Source organism: Sulfurimonas autotrophica DSM 16294, from assembly GCF_000147355.1.
Lineage (GTDB): Bacteria > Campylobacterota > Campylobacteria > Campylobacterales > Sulfurimonadaceae > Sulfurimonas > Sulfurimonas autotrophica.
The window spans coordinates 1,571,185-1,588,562 of sequence record NC_014506.1 but is presented as its reverse complement, the minus strand read 5'-3'; the positions used below and the strand labels follow the sequence as shown (position 1 = coordinate 1,588,562).

Genomic DNA, 17,378 nt, shown 5'->3' with positions numbered 1-17,378 from the left:
AGATATCAAGGTTTTTCACCTTGATTGACATACGCTCAACTTATATGATATAATTCCACTAACAAAAATCTATATATAATTAAATAAGTCAGAAGGAATGAAACATGAGCAAATCATTATACGAAACACTTGAAGTATCTCCAAGTGCGAGTGAATCAGAAATTAAAAAAGCATACAGAAAATTAGCACGTAAATATCATCCGGATGTAAATAAAGATCCGAGTGCTGAAGATAAATTTAAAGAAATTAATGCAGCATATGAAGTTCTTAGCGATAAAGAGAAAAAAGCACAGTATGACCAATATGGTGATGCAATGTTCGGCGGTCAAAATTTCCATGATTTTTCACAAAGTCAAGGCGGAAATGTCGACCTTGATGAAATATTACGTCAAATGTTTTCAGGCGGCGGTGGCGGTGGCTTCAGCGGTTTCGGTGGAGCTGGAGCATCCGGCTTTGGAGGTTCTGGTTTTGGTGGACAACAACGTTACCAGGAACCAAATCTTGATATAGAAGCAAACGTCACAATCCCATTTGCAGTAGCAATTTTAGGTGGCTCACACTCAGTTTCAGTCAATGGTGAGCGCTTTGATATTAAAATTCCAGCCGGTGTTAAAGACGGTGAACGAATGCGTGTCAAAGGAAAAGGGCATGCGCAAAACGGTAGAGTCGGTGACCTTTTCTTGCGTATACATGTAGCACCAAGCCCAGAGTATGAAAGAGAAGGGGATGATTTAGTAAAAACTATTGATGTCCCTCTATATGCTGCACTCTTTGGCGATAAAATAGCTGTGCAGACTCTAGAAAAAGAGATTAAACTAAAAGTACCGCAAAATACGAAAAATGGACAAAGATTCCGCGTCAAAGGCATGGGGGCTATGAATCGTAAAACGAAACAAAGAGGGGACTTATATTTAAAAGCAAATATCGTTTTACCGAAAGTTGAAGATTTAGACTCTGAATTGGTTGAAGTTATGAAAGAAAAACTACCTAAAACAATATAAAAGGAGGGGACACAAATGCACCATTATGATGAACCGGTTTATTTAATTAGTATTGTTGCTAAAATATTAGATATTCACCCTCAAACTCTGCGCCAGTATGAGAGGGAAAACCTGATAAATCCTTCTCGTTCGGACGGGCGTATAAGGCTCTATTCACAGCGAGATATTGACAAAATTAAATTAATTTTGAGATTAACACGTGAGTTGGGAGTAAATTTAGCAGGTGTGGATATTATTCTCAATTTAAAAGAGACAATAGACAGTATGGAAAAAGAGATAGCAGATCTGCGTCATGAAGTACAAACGGCAAAAAGTGCGCATTCTGTTGCTCCAGAGAAGTCACTCGTTACAAAAAAAAGTTTATATGAAATGATCGTTTTTAAAGAGTAAGTTGTTTTTACTCTTTAAGTCTTTGTATTTTTGCCCCGACATCTTTTAATTTTCTCTCTAACGAGTCATAACCACGGTCTAAATGATATATACGGTGTACATTTGTTTCTTCTGTTGCAACAAGAGCAGCAAGGACCAATGCACTTGAAGCACGTAAATCTGTTGCCATAACATCAGTTCCGCATAGTTTAGTTTTTCCATTAACAGTTGCAGTATGACCATTTAGTGTAATATCTGCACCCATACGCTGCAGTTCACTCACATGCATAAACCTATTTTCAAAAAGTCTCTCTTCTATAATGGAAACACCGTCTGCCTGTGTTGCAAGTGCTACAAATTGAGCCTGCATATCTGTCGGGAATGCCGGATACTCCTGTGTTACAATTTTTACGGGTTTGATCTCTTGTGCAGGATGAATAGTTATAGTATCATCTGAAAGAGTGAATGTGCTTCCCATCTCTTCTAGCTTAGAAATTACTGCTCCTAAATGCTTGGGCTCTACATTTGTCAGTGTAAGTTCTGATTTTGTAATAGCACTGGCACATAGGTAAGTTCCTGCTTCAATCCTATCAGGTATAACAGAAAATTCTTCAATGTTGAGTAGTTTCCCGTCTGTTCCGTGAATTTCGAGTATTGCGGTTCCTATGCCATTGATTACAGCACCGCTTGCATTAAGTACTTCACAAAGTTGGACTACTTCAGGTTCTCTTGCTGCGTTTGTGATGGTTGTAACCCCTTTTGCAAGTGCTGCAGCCATAACGATATTTGCAGTACCCGTAACAGTCACTTTGTCAAAAATAATTTCACATCCTTGAAGCCCGTTAGGTGTAGTTGCTTCAATATATCCGGCTTTTATATTTATTTTTGCACCCATTTGCTCCAAGGCTTTGAGGTGTAAGTCAATCGGACGTTGCCCTATGGCACAACCTCCGGGTAAAGAGACTTCACAATGTCCAAATCGAGCTAAAATAGGACCGAGTACTAAAATAGAAGCACGCATTGTCTTAACTATATCATAGGTTGCCCTCGTTTCGTGCAGGTTTGTAGTATTTACGACAACTCTGTCATCTAAAAACTCACATGTAGCGCCGAGGTTTGATAATAGCTTTAAAAGAGTTCTTATATCTACCACCTGTGGCAAATTTTTCATATGTACACTGTTATTTGCAAGTATGCACATTGCAATAAGAGGTAAAGATGCATTTTTCGCACCTGAGATATCTATAGTACCTTCAAGTGAAGCTACATTTTGTATTTTTAAATAGTCCATAGGTCTCTTTATTTTAATTAATTGATAATTGACATTATATCTAATTATTTAAAAGTTTTTTTTTGATATACTTAATTTTTTAAAGGAAAATATAATGAGTTCAGCACTGGACAGATTGAAAAATTTAACAAATAAAATTTCTAGTTATGAAACTGCAAGAAAACAAAACTTAAAAATATTAAAAGATTTATTTAAAGAACTGGGTATAAATAAAAAAGTTGAAAAATTTGAAGATTTATTTGATTTTAAAGCTGTCAACCTTTCGGGTGTTTCATTGAGTGACGGAAATCTTGGTGAAATTAAAAAGGGCAGATATCTGCAAATACTGGCGATAAGTTATGATAAAAATGCCACGCAAAAAAGTAAAAATATTTCTTTGGCTTATTTTGGCAGAGTTGAAAATGTTGAAAATGAATTGAAAGAGAAGGTGGTTGAATTTGTTATTCGCTACAGATTTGAAAAAAGTTTTATGACACTTGAACATTATCATGATATGCTAAATAATTTTGGACAAAAGAGTGAGTAGATTTTATTTTTTTATATGGCTGCAATGGGCAGTTAAATTAACATTCTATACATTCGTATTAGCTTTTTTTATGGCAATTGTTATTACTCTGGGTATATATATTAATCAAGGGCTGAAACCTTTGGACAGTGAAATAAGTACGGCACTTCTTGCAATATTCAAGTTTTGGTTTGTTTTGTCATGGAGTTTTGCACTTTTAATCATTTTATTTAGAAGTTTAAAGTATATTTTCAATAAATGTATTGGGAGCTATAAGTTTAATCTTCTTACATGTCCCAAAGAAGACAAAAAAGAGCAGACAAGAGAAATAATAGTAAATATAGGCTACGGTGATTTACTTAAAGTCTGGCGTAAATGGTTTATGCTCATTATTTGGATTGTAGCTGCGCAGATGATTTTAGCTTTAGTTATTATGAAGCTGTTTAGTTCGTATGAAAATATTTTTGACTGGTTTAATATTTATCTGTTATATATTTTTATTTTAATAGCAGGATATTTTTCTTTTATTGCCCTGAACATAAAGTGCAAAAAAGTGCGGATAACAAAATGTTAATATTTACAGATATTGAAACAACCGGTTTAGAAGCAGATGATGTTATGTGTGGCATAGCATTGTTAAGTGAAGATAAAGTGATGTATGAGTTACTCAATGAAGGGAAAAAAATACCGCCCTTAGCTTCAAGTATTCATCATATAACAAATGAAATGATTCAGGATAAAAAGCTTTTTATACAGAGTGAAGTGCATGATTTTTTAGAACAAAATAACAACCCTAAAAATACTTTAATAGCACATAATATAAAATTTGATTTAGAAAAACTAGCAGCTGCCGGTCTACATTGGCAGGGTGATATCATTGATACTCTAAAAGTGACAAAACATTTGATAAAAGAGTGTGAATTGTTTTCTTTGGAGTTTTTACGATATGAGCTAAAACTTTATATGCAAGAAAATGAGATAAAGCAAAAGTATGGCATTAAAGATGCTTTATGCACAGATAAAGCACTGAGTGATGTTCTTGTGACAAAATTATTGTTTGAATATCTGTTGGAGTATGCAACAGTTAAAGAGATGAAAGAACTTAGTTTCCAAAATGTACTTTTAGAGAAGTTTACATTTGGGAAATATAAGGGAAAATACATAGAAGAAATAGTTCTAAATGACAGAAGTTATATTGCATGGATGTTAAGTTTAAAAGAGTTAGATGAAGATTTAAAGTACTCACTTGAGTATTATATGAGAGGATAATTTTATGAGAATAGCCGTTGAATGCCAATCTCCGCTTTTACAAAAATCATTGGAGCTTTTTTTAGCAAAACATTTAAGCTCATCAAAGAAGAGTGATATTATTATTCGCGATGAAGAGTGCTTGAATGAAAGCAGATGTTTTTATATCTCCAGTGATGAAAATGCAGATTTGGTAAAACCTTTTTCAAAATCACAACTTATTTTAGCATTGGAAAAAAAATATAATGACCTGTATCCTCAAAGCTCAAAAAGTATAGTTGAAGAAGAAGATGTTGAAGAGACTATGAACTTTGAAATATTAGAAAAAAGAATTGAATTATTAACACAAGAGTATCAAGAAAATATATTAAGAGCAGTGAAAGCATTTTATGAAAAATAAACAATTAACCAAGAAAATTATTGCAGGAAAATATAAAGGAAAAACACTTTTATTGCCGTCAAAAACCACAACGAGAAGTTCAAAGTCAATAGTATTAGAGTCTTTTTTTAATACATTGCAGTTTGATATCGTAGATGCAAATTTTGTTGAGGTTTTTTCAGGCAGCGGTTCCATAGGACTTGAAGCACTAAGTCGTGGTGCAAAAAAAATATATTTCATGGAAAAAGACTCGAACGCAGTAAAAACATTAAAACAAAATATTGCGCAAACTGATCCAAATGCATGTGAAGTCTTTGCAGGTGACAGTTTTACAAATATTAACGCAGTGCTTGCAAGGTTGAAAAAATCCAATGAAGATGCCTACTTTTATATTGACCCGCCTTTTAGCATTCGAGAAGGGATGGAAGACATTTATGAAAAAACAATGCAGCTAATCAAAGCATTACCCGAATCAAATGTAAAGTTGATTATTATAGAACATATGAGCGGTTTGGAAATTCCTCAAGAACTAGGCGTATATAGAATAAAAAAATTTAAAAAATTCGGCAATACTACTTTAACATACCTTATAAGTGAAAATATGGAATAAAATTTGCTAATTCTTACTTACATGTAAGGAATGGCAATGAAATATATTTTACTTTTTATACTTTTTTTCTCTACACTCAATGCAACGAAAATATCTGATGTATCAAATATTGTCGGGGTGAGAGAGAATCAGATTATAGGATATTCGCTTGTCGTCGGTCTTAAAAAAACCGGAGATGGAACTACCTCAAAATTTACACTGCAGTCTATTTCAAATATGCTCAAAGCGATGAATATAGATATGAATCCTATAGATATAAAATCTAAAAATGTTGCTGCTGTTGTTGTGACGGCGACAATGAAACCTTTTGCAAGACAAGGGGATAAGTTTGATGTTACGGTTTCTTCTATTGGTGATGCAAAATCTTTAGAAGGCGGAACACTTTTAATGACACCTTTAAAAGGAGTTGATGGAAAAATCTATGCTTTAGCGCAAGGTGCTCTTAGTATAGGCGGATTAAATTCAAGAGGTGCAGGAAGTGAATCTCACCCGACAACAGGAGTTGTCTTTAATGGCGGTTTTATTGAAAGAGAAATCAATATTGATCTGTTTCATCAGCAGTATGCAACACTTTCTCTAAAAGAATCAGGATTTAAAAATGCTGTTGGAATTCAAAAAGCAATTAATCACTTTTATCATACGCAGGTAGCCGTGGCAATGGATTCAAGAAGTATAAAACTTAAGCGCCCTCAAAATCGTTCGATGATAGAATTTTTAGCAGAGGTTCAAGAGATCGATATGAACTATCAGCCAAAAGATAAAATCATAATAAACGAAAGAACAGGAACTATTGTTGCTGGGGTAAATATAGAACTCAAACCGGTTGTTTTGACACATGGAGATATTACTATTAAGATTGTTGAGCAGAAAAAGCTTTCAAAGCCTGAGGGTTCAATGAGTGTTGATAATAATCTGGTTATCGGTTTAAACGAGAATGAAGTCTATACAAAAGAAGGCACAACTACTGTAGCAAATCTTGTACGTTCATTGCAAAAACTTGGAGCTTCTCCAAAAGATATTATATCTATACTTGAAGCTATGAAAAGTGCCGGCAGTATTTCTGCAGAATTGAAGGTAATATAATGAATTATGGAATGAATGCAATCAATGCACAGACGCAGATGCTTAGTGATAATAAAGCTATACCAAAGATAGACAATAATGCTCAAGATAAAGCGTTACGGGAGCAAACAGATGCATTTGAGTCTGTTATCGTTAAAATGTTAATGGACAATGCAATGAAAGATGAGAAGAATTTGTTTTCATCTCAGAATGATCCGGGGGATAAAATATACAAATCAATGTATAGAGATGAGCTTTCTAAAGCGAGTGCGGGAAGCTTTGGTTTTTCGCAGATGCTTTATGATTATTTATCTCAAAAGAATTCATAAAATTAGCTTAATAAGTTCTGATTATTGTCGATATAACTATAGAGATAAAAACTAACTAATTAAACTAAAGGATGAATTATGATTTCAAACGTAAATAATTCAGTAATAGGAAGTGCTTATGCAAATAATGCAACTTCAAATACGCAAAAAAAAGAGAACGCTTCAGCAACTGCTACAGATCAAAAGAGCAGTAAAGTTGATCAACTTAAAGAGTCAATAGACTCTGGGAATTACAAAGTAGATTTGTCTGCATTATCTGAAAAAATGGCAGACGAGTTACTTTAGAAATAAACTAACAGGAGAATGACATGTTGAGTCATCATTTGCAGAATGCTTTAAAAGATTTAAAAGATTTAATTTCAATAACAAAATCAGATATCGAAGATATTAAACAAGCTCAACATGATCATCAATTCGAAAGACTTTCTATAAAAGAAGAAAAACTCAAAAGTTTTGAAGCTAAAAAAGCCATGATAGATTATGAAATTTCTTCTTTAATGACATCTCACCCAGATGTTGAACTTCCTCAATTATTAGATGAAACACAGCATCAGTTACTCGATGAATTGAAAATAAACTTATCAGAACTTAGAGAAGTAAATAAACATTATGCAAAATTAGTGGTAGTAGTCAGTAATTTATATAATACATTTTTAGAAAGACTCGTCCCAACTGAAATGCAGGGATACAATAAAGTGGCATCAAAAGACTCGACTATCTTAGAAGTAAGAGTTTAAAATGGCTTCTATTTTTAATACACTCAGTATCGGATATAGCGGATTGAGTACAGCACAAGTCGGGATCAATACAACAGGACACAATATTGCAAATGCGGAAAATGAAGGCTACACACGTCAAAGAGTAGTGACTTCAGCTGCAAATCCTTTAATTACAAGTGCTGGAGATGTCGGCAACGGTGTTGAAGTGCAAGATATTAAAAGAGTGTTTGATAATTTCGTGTTTGACAGATATAACAGCATTTCTTCAGATAAAGAATATAGTGATTTTGAGAGGCAAACACTTGAAGAACTTTCAACGTATTTTCCTGAAGTAGATGGTGTCGGAATTAAAGCAGATTTAGCTGAGTACTATAATATGTGGCAAACTTTTGCAGATAATCCTGACAATGATTCTATAAAAGTTGCTTTAGCAAAACAAACAGAGACCCTGACTGAACATATTACACAAACACAAAATCAGGTTTTGAATTTACAAATGCAGGTGAATGATCAGCTCAGTGCAAATATCACTGAAGTCAACAGCTTGGCGCAACAACTTGCAGATTTAAATATATCAATTGATACAGCCGAATCCGGTGGTGGTTATAGTGCAAATGATTTACGAGATAAAAGAAATATTATTGAAAAAAGTCTCTCACGTCTTATTGGTGCTGAAGTTAACCAAGGACAGTTAGAATCTAATATTCAAATAGATTCCAACTCAAATACACGAACAGGCAGTTATACTTTGAGTGTAAATGGTTTTAATCTTGTTGATGGAAACACTTTTCATCCTCTACATATTGAGAAAGGGACTAATCCTTATGGTTTTTATGAACTTTCATACGAGAGGCAGGATGGTACACTTATTCCTCTTGAAGAAAAAATAAACGGTGGAAAAATAGGAGCAATATTTAACCTCAGAGGCGGGGCTATAGATACAACTAGCGGTATGCCTACAGATGGTGTATTGCAAAATGTTGTTGCAGATTTTGATGCTTTTGCAAAGGGTTTAATAGAATCAACAAATAATCTTTATGCCAAAAGTGCCAGATCTAAAATGGAATCAAATAATATTAATTTAAATCCTGCAAGTTCTTTAGTGAGTTCTTCTTTAAATATTAACCCGGGTTCTTTTGATATGATAGTGTATGATATTGACGGTAATGAAGTGGCAAAACGAACAATAGATATAAATGCTGCAACTTCAATGTCTGGTGTGAGTGGTTCAAATTCGATTCAGGGCCAAATTATTGCAAATAAAGATGACAACAGTGATGCTAATGCCAACAATGATATAGATGATTATATTAATTTTAATTATACACCGAGTGCAACTGGTGATACGAAACTAGAATTGAGTATGGACACACTTGCTGAGTCACAAGGTTATACATTTGCAATTGTCGATAATTTACTTGATGGAAAATTTGCATCGGGCACAAATTTTGCAGGTGCTATAGGTCTGGGCTCTTTCTTTGAAGGAACTAATGCAAGAGACATTAAATTAAATTCGCAATATAGCAATAATCCGACAGGATTACATGCCGGTTACTCCTCTAATGCAGGTGATAATAGAGTGGCTCTGGATATGGTACAACAACAATTCGAATCTTATAAATTTAAAGTTTCAAATGAAGAGTATGATGCTACAACGTATGGTATGTTTGATATTACAAGCACATTTGTAGGAATATCTACAAATTCTGCTATCACAAGAAATGAGACAGTTTCTACGCAGTTCAATGCGACTGAAATGGAATATAATTCTATTACGAAAGTGAGTATTGATGAAGAGATGACAAATCTCATAAAATACCAAACTTCCTACGGTGCTGCGGCAAAAGTAATTACCACCGTTGACCAAATGATGCAGACACTTTTAGGCATTAAACAATAGTTTTATGCCTAAGCTCAGTATATTCATTCTTATTTTCATATTTGTATTCTCTTTTTTCGGTTTAGAACTTTACCATGTCAACCCCTATTCTTTAGATGCAAAATCAATTCTTTTAGCTCCTTCTTTGGCTCATCCTTTAGGCACGGACAGATTAGGAAGGGATATTCTGGCACGTTTAATTGTAGGCGGCAAAGTCTCTTTAATTATTGGCGTAGGCAGTGCATTTATTGCTTCGTTCATTGGATTAATATTGGGTTCGATGGCCGGTTATTTCAGGGGAAGCGTAGATAAAATATTTGTCATTACAGTAGATTTGTTTTTAACCTTTCCAACATTTTTTTTACTGCTTGCACTTGTCAGTTATGTAAATGCTTCAGCCTTGGTTTTAATCGTTATTATATCTATTACAGGATGGATGACAACAGCAAGACTTATACGTTCTGAGAGTTTTAAAATCACTTCACAACCCTTTATTAAGATTTTAAATATTGCAAGAGTAAATAAATTAAAAATACTCTTTAAATATTATGCCCCAATTTTAGCTCCGATTTATTTTGTAAGTTTTACTTTCGGCGTCGGAGGTGCTATTCTGGCAGAATCAGGATTGAGTTTTTTGGGATTAGGAATTGTCGCACCGCAAATGAGTTGGGGTACAATTTTAAGTGGGGGAAAAGATGTTGTTGAAATTGCTTGGTGGGTAAGTTTTTTCCCGGGTTTAATGATTTTTTTAGTAACGTTTTCGCTTATTAATATTTCAAACTATTTACAGCAAATTACAAATCAAAAAGAGATACAAACCTAAAGGTAAAATTATGAAAGAACATAAAATAGGCTATTATTTTATTGTAATGGCAAGTGTCGTGATTGTTTTAGCAGGTATAAAAAGCGCTTCTGTAATTATCATTCCTTTTTTACTCTCTTTATTTATTGCTATTATTCTCTCTCCTTTATATAATTATTTTAACTCAAAAGGTATTGCAGATATTTTATCAGTAACACTGGTTATCACAGTTTTTATTTTGTTTTTAGCATTTGTCGCAAAATTGATAGGTACTTCTGTTCATGACTTTAGTGCCAATATTGATACATATGCACAAAAACTTTCCGGATACTATCAACTTATTTCTACCTATGCAGCTTCTTTAGGTATAGCAATTTCTACGGATGATATTTCAAACCTTATTAATATGAAACAGGCGATGAAATTTGCAACAAGCATTATTCAAAGTATGGGTTCTATGTTTACAAATGGCTTTATTATTATTTTAACAGTTGTATTTATGCTTCTTGAATCACAATATTTTGTAAAAAAAGTTGAATTTGCCGATGGACATCAGGAAACAATAGCACATATAGAAACAATTTTTTCTAAAATAAAAAATTACATGGTACTTAAGGCACTTATCTCACTGCTTACAGGTGTCATAGTGTGGCTCAGTCTCTCTTTTATAGGTACAGACTATGCTTTTTTATGGGGTATCTTAGCCTTTATGCTTAATTTTATTCCAAATATAGGCTCTATTATTGCAGCTATTCCAGCTGTTTTAATTACATTAGTACAGCTTGGCGCTATGAGTGCTTTACTGGTAACGCTATTATATACTGTAATAAATGTAGTAATTGGTTCGATTGTTGAGCCAAAGGTGATGGGCAAAGGTTTGGGACTATCTACCTTAATTATTTTTCTTTCACTCCTGTTTTGGGGATGGCTCTTAGGTATAGTCGGTATGCTTTTATCTATTCCTTTGACAATTATGGCAAAAATTATTTTTGATGCTAATCAAAATACACAATGGATTGGTGTCTTGCTCGACACAGGTGAGAATATCAATAAGTAAAATAAAAGAGCAATATAGATATACTACAAAAAATTTACAGATTAGTTAGTAGGAAAAATTTTGATTTTAATGATAGATAATTATGATAGTTTTACATATAATATTGTTCAGTATTGTAGGGAACTTGGTGCAGATTTGAAAATTATACGTAATGATGAGATGAGTGTCAAAGAAATAGAAGCACTTAACCCGCAAAAGATAATTATCTCTCCCGGACCAGCTTCGCCTGATGAAGCAGGTGTAACTTTGGATGTTATAGATTATTTTCAAGATAAATTACCGATTCTTGGGATATGTTTAGGACATCAGAGCATTGCGCAAGTCTTTGGCGCTGATGTTGTCCGTGCTAAAAATATGATGCATGGTAAAACATCTAAAATCAAACACTCTACATGTAAGATATTTGATGCCCTGCCGGAGGAATTTACGGCAACACGTTATCACTCTTTGATTGTTGATAAAAATACATTACCAAAGAACATTGAACCGACTGCTTATAGCATGGATGATAATGAAATAATGGCACTAAAAATTAAAGATAAAGATATTTACGGCGTGCAGTTTCATCCTGAATCTATTATGAGTGAATATGGGCATGAAATTATTGGAAATTTTCTGAAATTATGAAATACAGAATCATCTTATTCATAATACTTGGGTTCGATGCACTTATTTTATTTTTTCAAACCTCTCAAATCTCTATATCTCCTTCAGAAGCGGCGCTTTTATACGAGCATACTTCTTTTTTGCAAAAACTTGTTAAGTTCTCATTAAATATTTTTGGACAAAATGATTTTGGTTTGCGATTTGTTATGATACTTTTTCATCTCTCAAGCGCATGGCTGTTATATCAGATTTCAGTAAGATACTTGAAGCTACAAAGAAACAGACTGTGGCTTGTTGTAGTTTTTGTTCTTTTACCTGGAGTTATTAGTGCTGCACTTGTTGTCAGCCATGCGGGTTTAATTATTTTTGGATTATTTTTATATATATACTTAAGTCAGAAACTAAATGATTATTATGTATGTACATTATTATTTGCATATGCACTTTTAGATGCAGGCTTTATATATCTGTTTTTAGGACTTGCAATATACTATATTTTTCAAAAAAATAAAATATTAATTTTTTATAATCTTTTTCTCGTCGGATTATCAATTTATATCTACGGTTTAAATATTTCCGGTGTTCCAAGTGGCCATTTTTTAGATACCATAGGTGTTTACAGTGCTATTTTCACACCGATTATATTTATATATTTATTCTATATATTATACCGCGGTTACTTGAATGATGAGAGTGATAAAATTTGGTATATAGCATCAACAGCTTTATTATTTTCTTTGCTATTGTCATTTAGACAACGTGTTGAGATCGAATTATTTGCTCCTTATCTGATTCTAGCTCTGCCCTTAGCCGCAAAAACTTTTGCTCATTCATACAGAGTAAGACTCAAAAATTTTAGAAAAAGATATAGAGCTATATTTGTATTGGCATTTGTGTTTTTGATTTTTAATACATTACTTGTTTTGTTTAACAAAGAGCTGTATCTACTTTTGGACAATCCTAAAAAACATTTTGCATATAAAATGCATATTGCAAAAGAACTGGCAAATAAGCTAAAAGCAATGAATATATTTTGTTTAACAACAAATAAAGATATGCAGTCAAGATTAAAGTTTTATTCTATTAATAAATGTGATAAAAATATTTTGAAAGAAATAGAATTAGATTCAAATCAAAAAAATAATGTAACAATAAGTTACAAAAATAAAGTTCTATATAGAGCTAATGTTACTAAATTAAACAATAAATAAATCTATTTAATAGTTAATATAAACCAAAGATATTTGTTTAATACTTTATGCTAGAATAATCCACAAATATCAAAACAGGGAGTTTCTATGGCTCAAAAAGCGATACGAGAATATGACGCGAAGTCAATTTTAGCAAAACATTGGAATAAATACTTTCCAGATTTCAGTTATGCATACGAGACAGTTCTAGTAACATCAGGTGCTGAATTACTTGAAGCTGCAAAAGAAAAACCATGGTTAAAAGAAAAGCCATTAGTTGTAAAACCGGATATGTTATTTGGTAAACGCGGTAAAAATGGACTTGTACTTTTTAAAGATCAAAAGCCGGGTGATGTTACTTTAGAAAAAGCAGCAGCATGGATTGATGAAAAAGCAAAAGAAGATCAGTCTGTATACTTTTCATTTGATGGGGATACTCCGACAGGTGAGCCAAAAGTAGATAGATTAACACACTTTATCGTTGAGCCGTTTACTCCACATGACCAATCAGAAGAGTATTATATTTCTGCAACTGTTGTTGGTGATGAAGACGTTCTTTATCTATCAGCTGAAGGTGGTATGGAAGTTGAAGAAGGTTGGGATGAAAAAGTTACAGAATTAGCATTCCCAATTACAGCAACTGAAGAAGAAATCGCTGAAAAAATCAAAGCAAATGTCCCGGCTGATGTTAAACCGGAAGACAAAGAAAACTTTGCGAAATTTGCAATCGGTTTTTTCAAAGCGTATCGTAAATTAAACTTCGCTTACCTTGAAATCAATCCATTTGTAATGCAAGGGAGTAAAATCGAGCTCTTGGATATGGTTGCAAAACTTGATGATACTGCTGGATTTATGATGACAGAGGAGTGGGGTGATATTGAATATCCTACTGCATTTGGTATGGAAGCAAAATCTCCTGAAGTTGAAGCGATTGAAGAAGCAGATGCAAAAACAGGTGCTTCATTAAAACTTACTCTTTTAAAACCAGATGCTAGAATCTGGACTATGGTTGCCGGTGGTGGTGCTTCAGTTGTATATGCTGATACTATTGCTGACTTTGCAGGTATAGAAGATCTTGCCAATTATGGTGAGTATTCAGGTGGTCCAACTACAGGTGAAACAAAATTTTATGCAGAAACTCTACTTGATTTAATGACTAGAGAAAAAGACCCTAAAGGTCGAGATAAAATTTTAATTATCGGTGGAGCTATTGCAAACTTTACTGATGTTGCAAAAACATTTACAGGTATTATTCAGGCTTTTGAAGAGTATGCTGATAAAATGAAAGAAGTTGGAATTAAAATCTACGTTCGTCGTGGTGGACCAAACTATGAAAAAGGTCTAAAAGATATTAAAGAAGCTGCTGACAAATTAGGTTTAAGTATTGAAGTTTATGGACCAGAAACACATGTTACAGACATCGTGCGTATGGCACTAGAAGAAAAGTAAGGAGAAGAGATGGGAAAATTATTTACTAGAGATACACAAGCAATTTTTTGGAATAATAACAAAACAGCTATTCAAAGAATGCTTGATTATGATTATACAATCAAAAGAGAAACACCATCTGTTGCAGCTATTGTAGCTCCTACAAGCGCAAATAAATTTGAGAAATTTTTCTGGGGTGGGGATGAAATTATGATTCCTCTTTATAAAAGTACACCGGAAGCAAAAGCTGCTCAGCCACAAGCTGATGTACTTTTAAACTTTGCATCATTTAGAACTGCTTACGATGTGACTATGGAAGCACTAAATATTGGTGGATTTAAAACTATCATGATTACTGCTGAGGGTATTCCTGAAAGACTTGCTCGTGGTATGAATGCATATGCAAGAGAGTTAAATGTTACTGTAATCGGACCGGCAACTGTTGGTGCAATTGTTCCAGGTGCATTTAAAATTGCCAATATTGGTGGTACAATCGAAAATATTATTAATTCAAAACTTCACCGTGAGGGTTCATGTGGACTTGTAACACGTTCAGGTGGCCTTTTTAATGAGCTTTCAAATATTATCGCTATTAATGCTGATGGTATTGCTGAGGGTGTTGCTATCGGTGGTGATAGATTTGTCGGATCAGTTTTTATTGACAACTTACTTCGTATGGAAAAAAATCCAGATGTAAAATATATGATTTTACTTGGTGAAGTCGGTGGTACAGAAGAGTATAAAGTAATCGAAGCTGTTAAAAGCGGAAAAATTACTAAACCGATCATCGCATGGTGTATCGGTACAATTGCAAAATATTATGATTCAGGCGTTCAATTCGGTCATGCAGGTGCATCAGCAAATGCTGAAAGAGAAACTGCAGAAGCTAAAAACAAAGCTATGGCAGAAGCAGGTATCCATGTTCCGGCAACATTTAATGATTTACCGGCAACTATTATGGAAGTTTATGATGATTTAAAATCAAAAGGAATCATCGGTGAAATTGAAGAGCCTGAAATCAATACTATTCCTAAAATACGTCGTCCTAAAAACTTTATTTGTACAATCTCTGATGACAGAGGTGAAGAAGCAACATATGCAGGTTTTCCTATCTCTTCTGTTGCTACTCCTGACACCGGTAAAGGCATCGGTGATGTTATCTCTTTATTATGGTTCAAAAAACAGTATCCAAAATGGGCTACAGACTTTATTGAAACTGTAATCAAAACTGTTGCAGACCATGGTCCTGCAGTTTCTGGTGCACACAATGCAAAAGTAACTGCTCGTGCAGGAAAATCTGTTGTTGAATCATTAGTAACTGGTCTTTTAACAATTGGTCCACGTTTCGGCGGTGCAATTGACGGCGCTGCTAAATACTTTAAATATGCGGATGACAACAATATGACTCCTGCTCAATTTTTAGGTTATATGAAAAAAGAAGGTGTGCCAATCCCAGGTATCGGTCACCGTATTAAATCTTTGAAAAATCCAGATTTACGTGTAACTGGTCTTATGAACTATGCAGCAGAACATTTTCCAAGTCATTCCCTTCTTGACTATGCAAAAACTGTTGAAGCGTTAACTACAAGTAAAAAAGAGAACCTTATTCTAAATGTTGACGGTACTATCGGTATCTTAATGGTTGATATGTGGAGAGCTCTTGGATACTCTGAAGAAGAAATTAATGAGTTTATCGAGTCAGGTACTCTGAATGCATTCTTCATAGTGGGTCGTTCAATCGGTTTCATCGGACACGTTCTTGATGAAAAACGTCTTGCAATGCCAATGTACAGACATCCAATGGATGATATCCTTTATGATGTTAAAAAAGCAGAAAAAATTTAATTTTACTGTTCAGGCAAAGAGTTAAGCTCTTCGCCTGTTTTGCTCTTATTTTTTAACTTTCCCCTCTCTTTACTTTTAAATTATAAATTATTTTGATATACTAGAAACATGAAAAAAGCTTTTACTCTTTTAGAACTCATTTTTGTAATAGTCGTTGTCGGCATATTAGCTGCAGTGATAATTCCAAATACCCGATCAAATTCTTTACAAGAAGTTGCAGTGCAATTAGTTTCACATATTAGGTATACACAGCACTTAGCTATGATTGATGATAAGTTTGATGCGAATGAGCCTTTATGGTATAGGCAGAAATGGCAGTTGGCATTTTCTACAGCGGGAGGAACAAACTCTTATATGATATTTGCAGATTCGCCTTCTTCTGTCGGTGCATATGATGGCAACCCCGGCGCTAATAGTACCTATACAGATGTAGAGGTGGCTCAAAATCCTGCCAGTAAAGATAAATATTTAATTGGTGCTGCTTTTGGTTCATTTGACAACTCCGAAACAAAAAAACTTTCAAATGAATTAGCGATAGGGAATAAATACGGTATTGGTGATGTTACAGTAAATGGTGGTGGAACTGGATCTAACGTAAAAAGAATCTTATTTGATCACTTAGGTAGACCTTATAGAGGTAATACCAGTTCAACTTCTGCTGCTGCCTTAAGTTATTCGGTAGATAAAGTGGCTATTTCTGCAATTTATGTAAAGTTATGTACAAATACTTGTGTCAATCCAAAAACAAGTGCTAATAATGCAAATGAAATAGTTATTAAAATAGAGCCTGAAACGGGCTATGCACATATATTATAATCTGTATAGTTAAAATATGTTAACAAAGAAAACTCTTAAAAAAACTTCTCATAAATCCTTTCAAGCATTAAGCGAATTCTAAGCAACACTCCCCTATAATTCCCATCCACAAACAGAGAGACCTTGTTTAAAAGGCCTAGAGAGACTTCGAGTTGAAGCCACTTGAATCAGTTTGAGATCATTGAAAACTAAGCAAGTAAGAGAGCTAGATGTAATAACAACTAGTTACTATTACTTAGAAA

The 17,378-nt window shown here is 33.7% G+C and carries 20 protein-coding genes; 19 read left to right on the top strand and 1 reads right to left on the bottom strand.

Features of this window, described 5'->3' with window-relative positions; translation table 11 throughout:
* Positions 1-104 precede the first annotated feature (104 nt).
* Together SAUT_RS08080 and SAUT_RS08075 are read left to right on the top strand one after the other, a co-directional pair.
* Positions 105-1,001, top strand: a complete 897-nt coding sequence (locus SAUT_RS08080; RefSeq protein WP_013327395.1) for a DnaJ family protein — start codon at positions 105-107, stop codon at positions 999-1,001.
* Between the two features lie 15 nt (positions 1,002-1,016).
* Positions 1,017-1,391, top strand: coding sequence for a heat shock protein transcriptional repressor HspR (locus SAUT_RS08075; RefSeq protein ID WP_013327394.1), 375 nt, complete (start codon positions 1,017-1,019; stop codon positions 1,389-1,391).
* Between the two features lie 7 nt (positions 1,392-1,398).
* Here the strand turns inward: SAUT_RS08075 and murA are convergent, their stop codons facing one another.
* Positions 1,399-2,661: a UDP-N-acetylglucosamine 1-carboxyvinyltransferase gene (murA, locus tag SAUT_RS08070; RefSeq protein ID WP_013327393.1), complete on the bottom strand. Its 1,263-nt coding sequence runs from the start codon at positions 2,659-2,661 to the stop codon at positions 1,399-1,401.
* Between the two features lie 94 nt (positions 2,662-2,755).
* Here murA and SAUT_RS08065 point away from each other — a divergent pair, with 94 nt between their 5' ends.
* The 17 genes from SAUT_RS08065 to SAUT_RS07985 all read left to right on the top strand — a co-directional run bounded on the left by SAUT_RS08065 (position 2,756) and on the right by SAUT_RS07985 (position 17,136).
* Positions 2,756-3,187, top strand: coding sequence for a hypothetical protein (locus SAUT_RS08065; protein WP_013327392.1), 432 nt, complete (start codon positions 2,756-2,758; stop codon positions 3,185-3,187).
* A gap of 70 nt (positions 3,188-3,257) precedes the next feature.
* Positions 3,258-3,740 carry a hypothetical protein gene (locus tag SAUT_RS08060; RefSeq protein WP_245534097.1) on the top strand — a complete coding sequence of 161 codons (483 nt, stop codon included), beginning with the start codon at positions 3,258-3,260 and terminating at the stop codon, positions 3,738-3,740.
* The gene (locus SAUT_RS08055; RefSeq protein ID WP_013327390.1) at positions 3,734-4,435 is read left to right on the top strand and encodes an exodeoxyribonuclease X C-terminal domain-containing protein; all 702 of its coding nucleotides are present in this window, start codon (positions 3,734-3,736) and stop codon (positions 4,433-4,435) included. Before SAUT_RS08060 ends, SAUT_RS08055 begins: the two co-directional genes overlap by 7 nt.
* 4 nt (positions 4,436-4,439) lie before the next feature.
* On the top strand, positions 4,440-4,814 hold the full coding sequence (locus tag SAUT_RS08050) for a hypothetical protein (protein WP_013327389.1): 375 nt from the start codon (positions 4,440-4,442) through the stop codon (positions 4,812-4,814).
* Entirely contained in the window at positions 4,804-5,403 is a 600-nt protein-coding gene (rsmD, locus tag SAUT_RS08045) for a 16S rRNA (guanine(966)-N(2))-methyltransferase RsmD (protein WP_013327388.1), read from the top strand. The genes SAUT_RS08050 and rsmD overlap by 11 nt, the downstream gene beginning before the upstream one ends.
* A 36-nt stretch (positions 5,404-5,439) precedes the next feature.
* The gene (locus SAUT_RS08040; RefSeq protein WP_013327387.1) at positions 5,440-6,486 is read left to right on the top strand and encodes a flagellar basal body P-ring protein FlgI; all 1,047 of its coding nucleotides are present in this window, start codon (positions 5,440-5,442) and stop codon (positions 6,484-6,486) included.
* Complete coding sequence (locus SAUT_RS08035; RefSeq protein WP_013327386.1) at positions 6,486-6,794, top strand: rod-binding protein; 309 nt, start codon at positions 6,486-6,488, stop codon at positions 6,792-6,794. Before SAUT_RS08040 ends, SAUT_RS08035 begins: the two co-directional genes overlap by 1 nt.
* Before the next feature lie 78 nt (positions 6,795-6,872).
* Positions 6,873-7,079 carry a flagellar biosynthesis anti-sigma factor FlgM gene (locus SAUT_RS08030; RefSeq protein ID WP_013327385.1) on the top strand — a complete coding sequence of 69 codons (207 nt, stop codon included), beginning with the start codon at positions 6,873-6,875 and terminating at the stop codon, positions 7,077-7,079.
* Between the two features lie 23 nt (positions 7,080-7,102).
* A complete protein-coding gene (locus SAUT_RS08025) occupies positions 7,103-7,531 on the top strand; it encodes a hypothetical protein (RefSeq protein WP_013327384.1) in 429 nt (142 codons plus the stop codon).
* A 1-nt stretch (position 7,532) separates the two neighbouring features.
* Complete coding sequence (gene flgK, locus SAUT_RS08020) at positions 7,533-9,413, top strand: flagellar hook-associated protein FlgK (RefSeq protein ID WP_013327383.1); 1,881 nt, start codon at positions 7,533-7,535, stop codon at positions 9,411-9,413.
* A gap of 4 nt (positions 9,414-9,417) precedes the next feature.
* Positions 9,418-10,215: an ABC transporter permease gene (locus SAUT_RS08015; protein ID WP_013327382.1), complete on the top strand. Its 798-nt coding sequence runs from the start codon at positions 9,418-9,420 to the stop codon at positions 10,213-10,215.
* 10 nt (positions 10,216-10,225) lie between these two features.
* Positions 10,226-11,251 carry an AI-2E family transporter gene (locus tag SAUT_RS08010; protein ID WP_013327381.1) on the top strand — a complete coding sequence of 342 codons (1,026 nt, stop codon included), beginning with the start codon at positions 10,226-10,228 and terminating at the stop codon, positions 11,249-11,251.
* A 60-nt stretch (positions 11,252-11,311) separates the two neighbouring features.
* Complete coding sequence (locus SAUT_RS08005) at positions 11,312-11,878, top strand: anthranilate synthase component II (protein ID WP_013327380.1); 567 nt, start codon at positions 11,312-11,314, stop codon at positions 11,876-11,878.
* The gene (locus SAUT_RS08000) at positions 11,875-13,068 is read left to right on the top strand and encodes a membrane protein (RefSeq protein ID WP_013327379.1); all 1,194 of its coding nucleotides are present in this window, start codon (positions 11,875-11,877) and stop codon (positions 13,066-13,068) included. Before SAUT_RS08005 ends, SAUT_RS08000 begins: the two co-directional genes overlap by 4 nt.
* Positions 13,069-13,155: 87 nt before the next feature.
* Positions 13,156-14,496, top strand: coding sequence for an ATP citrate lyase citrate-binding domain-containing protein (locus SAUT_RS07995; protein ID WP_013327378.1), 1,341 nt, complete (start codon positions 13,156-13,158; stop codon positions 14,494-14,496).
* Positions 14,497-14,505: 9 nt separating this feature from the next.
* Positions 14,506-16,320 carry a citrate/2-methylcitrate synthase gene (locus SAUT_RS07990; RefSeq protein WP_013327377.1) on the top strand — a complete coding sequence of 605 codons (1,815 nt, stop codon included), beginning with the start codon at positions 14,506-14,508 and terminating at the stop codon, positions 16,318-16,320.
* Between the two features lie 108 nt (positions 16,321-16,428).
* Positions 16,429-17,136, top strand: a complete 708-nt coding sequence (locus SAUT_RS07985) for a pilus assembly FimT family protein (RefSeq protein ID WP_013327376.1) — start codon at positions 16,429-16,431, stop codon at positions 17,134-17,136.
* Positions 17,137-17,378: the final 242 nt, after the last annotated feature.

Excerpts from the sequence above, each read along its gene's own strand:
- SAUT_RS08080 (WP_013327395.1), top strand. The coding sequence starts at position 105 with ATGAGCAAATCATTATACGAAACACTTGAAGTATCTCCAAGTGCGAGT.
- SAUT_RS08075 (WP_013327394.1), top strand. The coding sequence starts at position 1,017 with ATGCACCATTATGATGAACCGGTTTATTTAATTAGTATTGTTGCTAAA.
- murA (WP_013327393.1), bottom strand. The coding sequence starts at position 2,661 with ATGGACTATTTAAAAATACAAAATGTAGCTTCACTTGAAGGTACTATA.
- SAUT_RS08065 (WP_013327392.1), top strand. The coding sequence starts at position 2,756 with ATGAGTTCAGCACTGGACAGATTGAAAAATTTAACAAATAAAATTTCT.
- SAUT_RS08060 (WP_245534097.1), top strand. The coding sequence starts at position 3,258 with ATGGCAATTGTTATTACTCTGGGTATATATATTAATCAAGGGCTGAAA.
- SAUT_RS08055 (WP_013327390.1), top strand. The coding sequence starts at position 3,734 with ATGTTAATATTTACAGATATTGAAACAACCGGTTTAGAAGCAGATGAT.
- SAUT_RS08050 (WP_013327389.1), top strand. The coding sequence starts at position 4,440 with ATGAGAATAGCCGTTGAATGCCAATCTCCGCTTTTACAAAAATCATTG.
- rsmD (WP_013327388.1), top strand. The coding sequence starts at position 4,804 with ATGAAAAATAAACAATTAACCAAGAAAATTATTGCAGGAAAATATAAA.
- SAUT_RS08040 (WP_013327387.1), top strand. The coding sequence starts at position 5,440 with ATGAAATATATTTTACTTTTTATACTTTTTTTCTCTACACTCAATGCA.
- SAUT_RS08035 (WP_013327386.1), top strand. The coding sequence starts at position 6,486 with ATGAATTATGGAATGAATGCAATCAATGCACAGACGCAGATGCTTAGT.
- SAUT_RS08030 (WP_013327385.1), top strand. The coding sequence starts at position 6,873 with ATGATTTCAAACGTAAATAATTCAGTAATAGGAAGTGCTTATGCAAAT.
- SAUT_RS08025 (WP_013327384.1), top strand. The coding sequence starts at position 7,103 with ATGTTGAGTCATCATTTGCAGAATGCTTTAAAAGATTTAAAAGATTTA.
- flgK (WP_013327383.1), top strand. The coding sequence starts at position 7,533 with ATGGCTTCTATTTTTAATACACTCAGTATCGGATATAGCGGATTGAGT.
- SAUT_RS08015 (WP_013327382.1), top strand. The coding sequence starts at position 9,418 with ATGCCTAAGCTCAGTATATTCATTCTTATTTTCATATTTGTATTCTCT.
- SAUT_RS08010 (WP_013327381.1), top strand. The coding sequence starts at position 10,226 with ATGAAAGAACATAAAATAGGCTATTATTTTATTGTAATGGCAAGTGTC.
- SAUT_RS08000 (WP_013327379.1), top strand. The coding sequence starts at position 11,875 with ATGAAATACAGAATCATCTTATTCATAATACTTGGGTTCGATGCACTT.
- SAUT_RS07995 (WP_013327378.1), top strand. The coding sequence starts at position 13,156 with ATGGCTCAAAAAGCGATACGAGAATATGACGCGAAGTCAATTTTAGCA.
- SAUT_RS07990 (WP_013327377.1), top strand. The coding sequence starts at position 14,506 with ATGGGAAAATTATTTACTAGAGATACACAAGCAATTTTTTGGAATAAT.
- SAUT_RS07985 (WP_013327376.1), top strand. The coding sequence starts at position 16,429 with ATGAAAAAAGCTTTTACTCTTTTAGAACTCATTTTTGTAATAGTCGTT.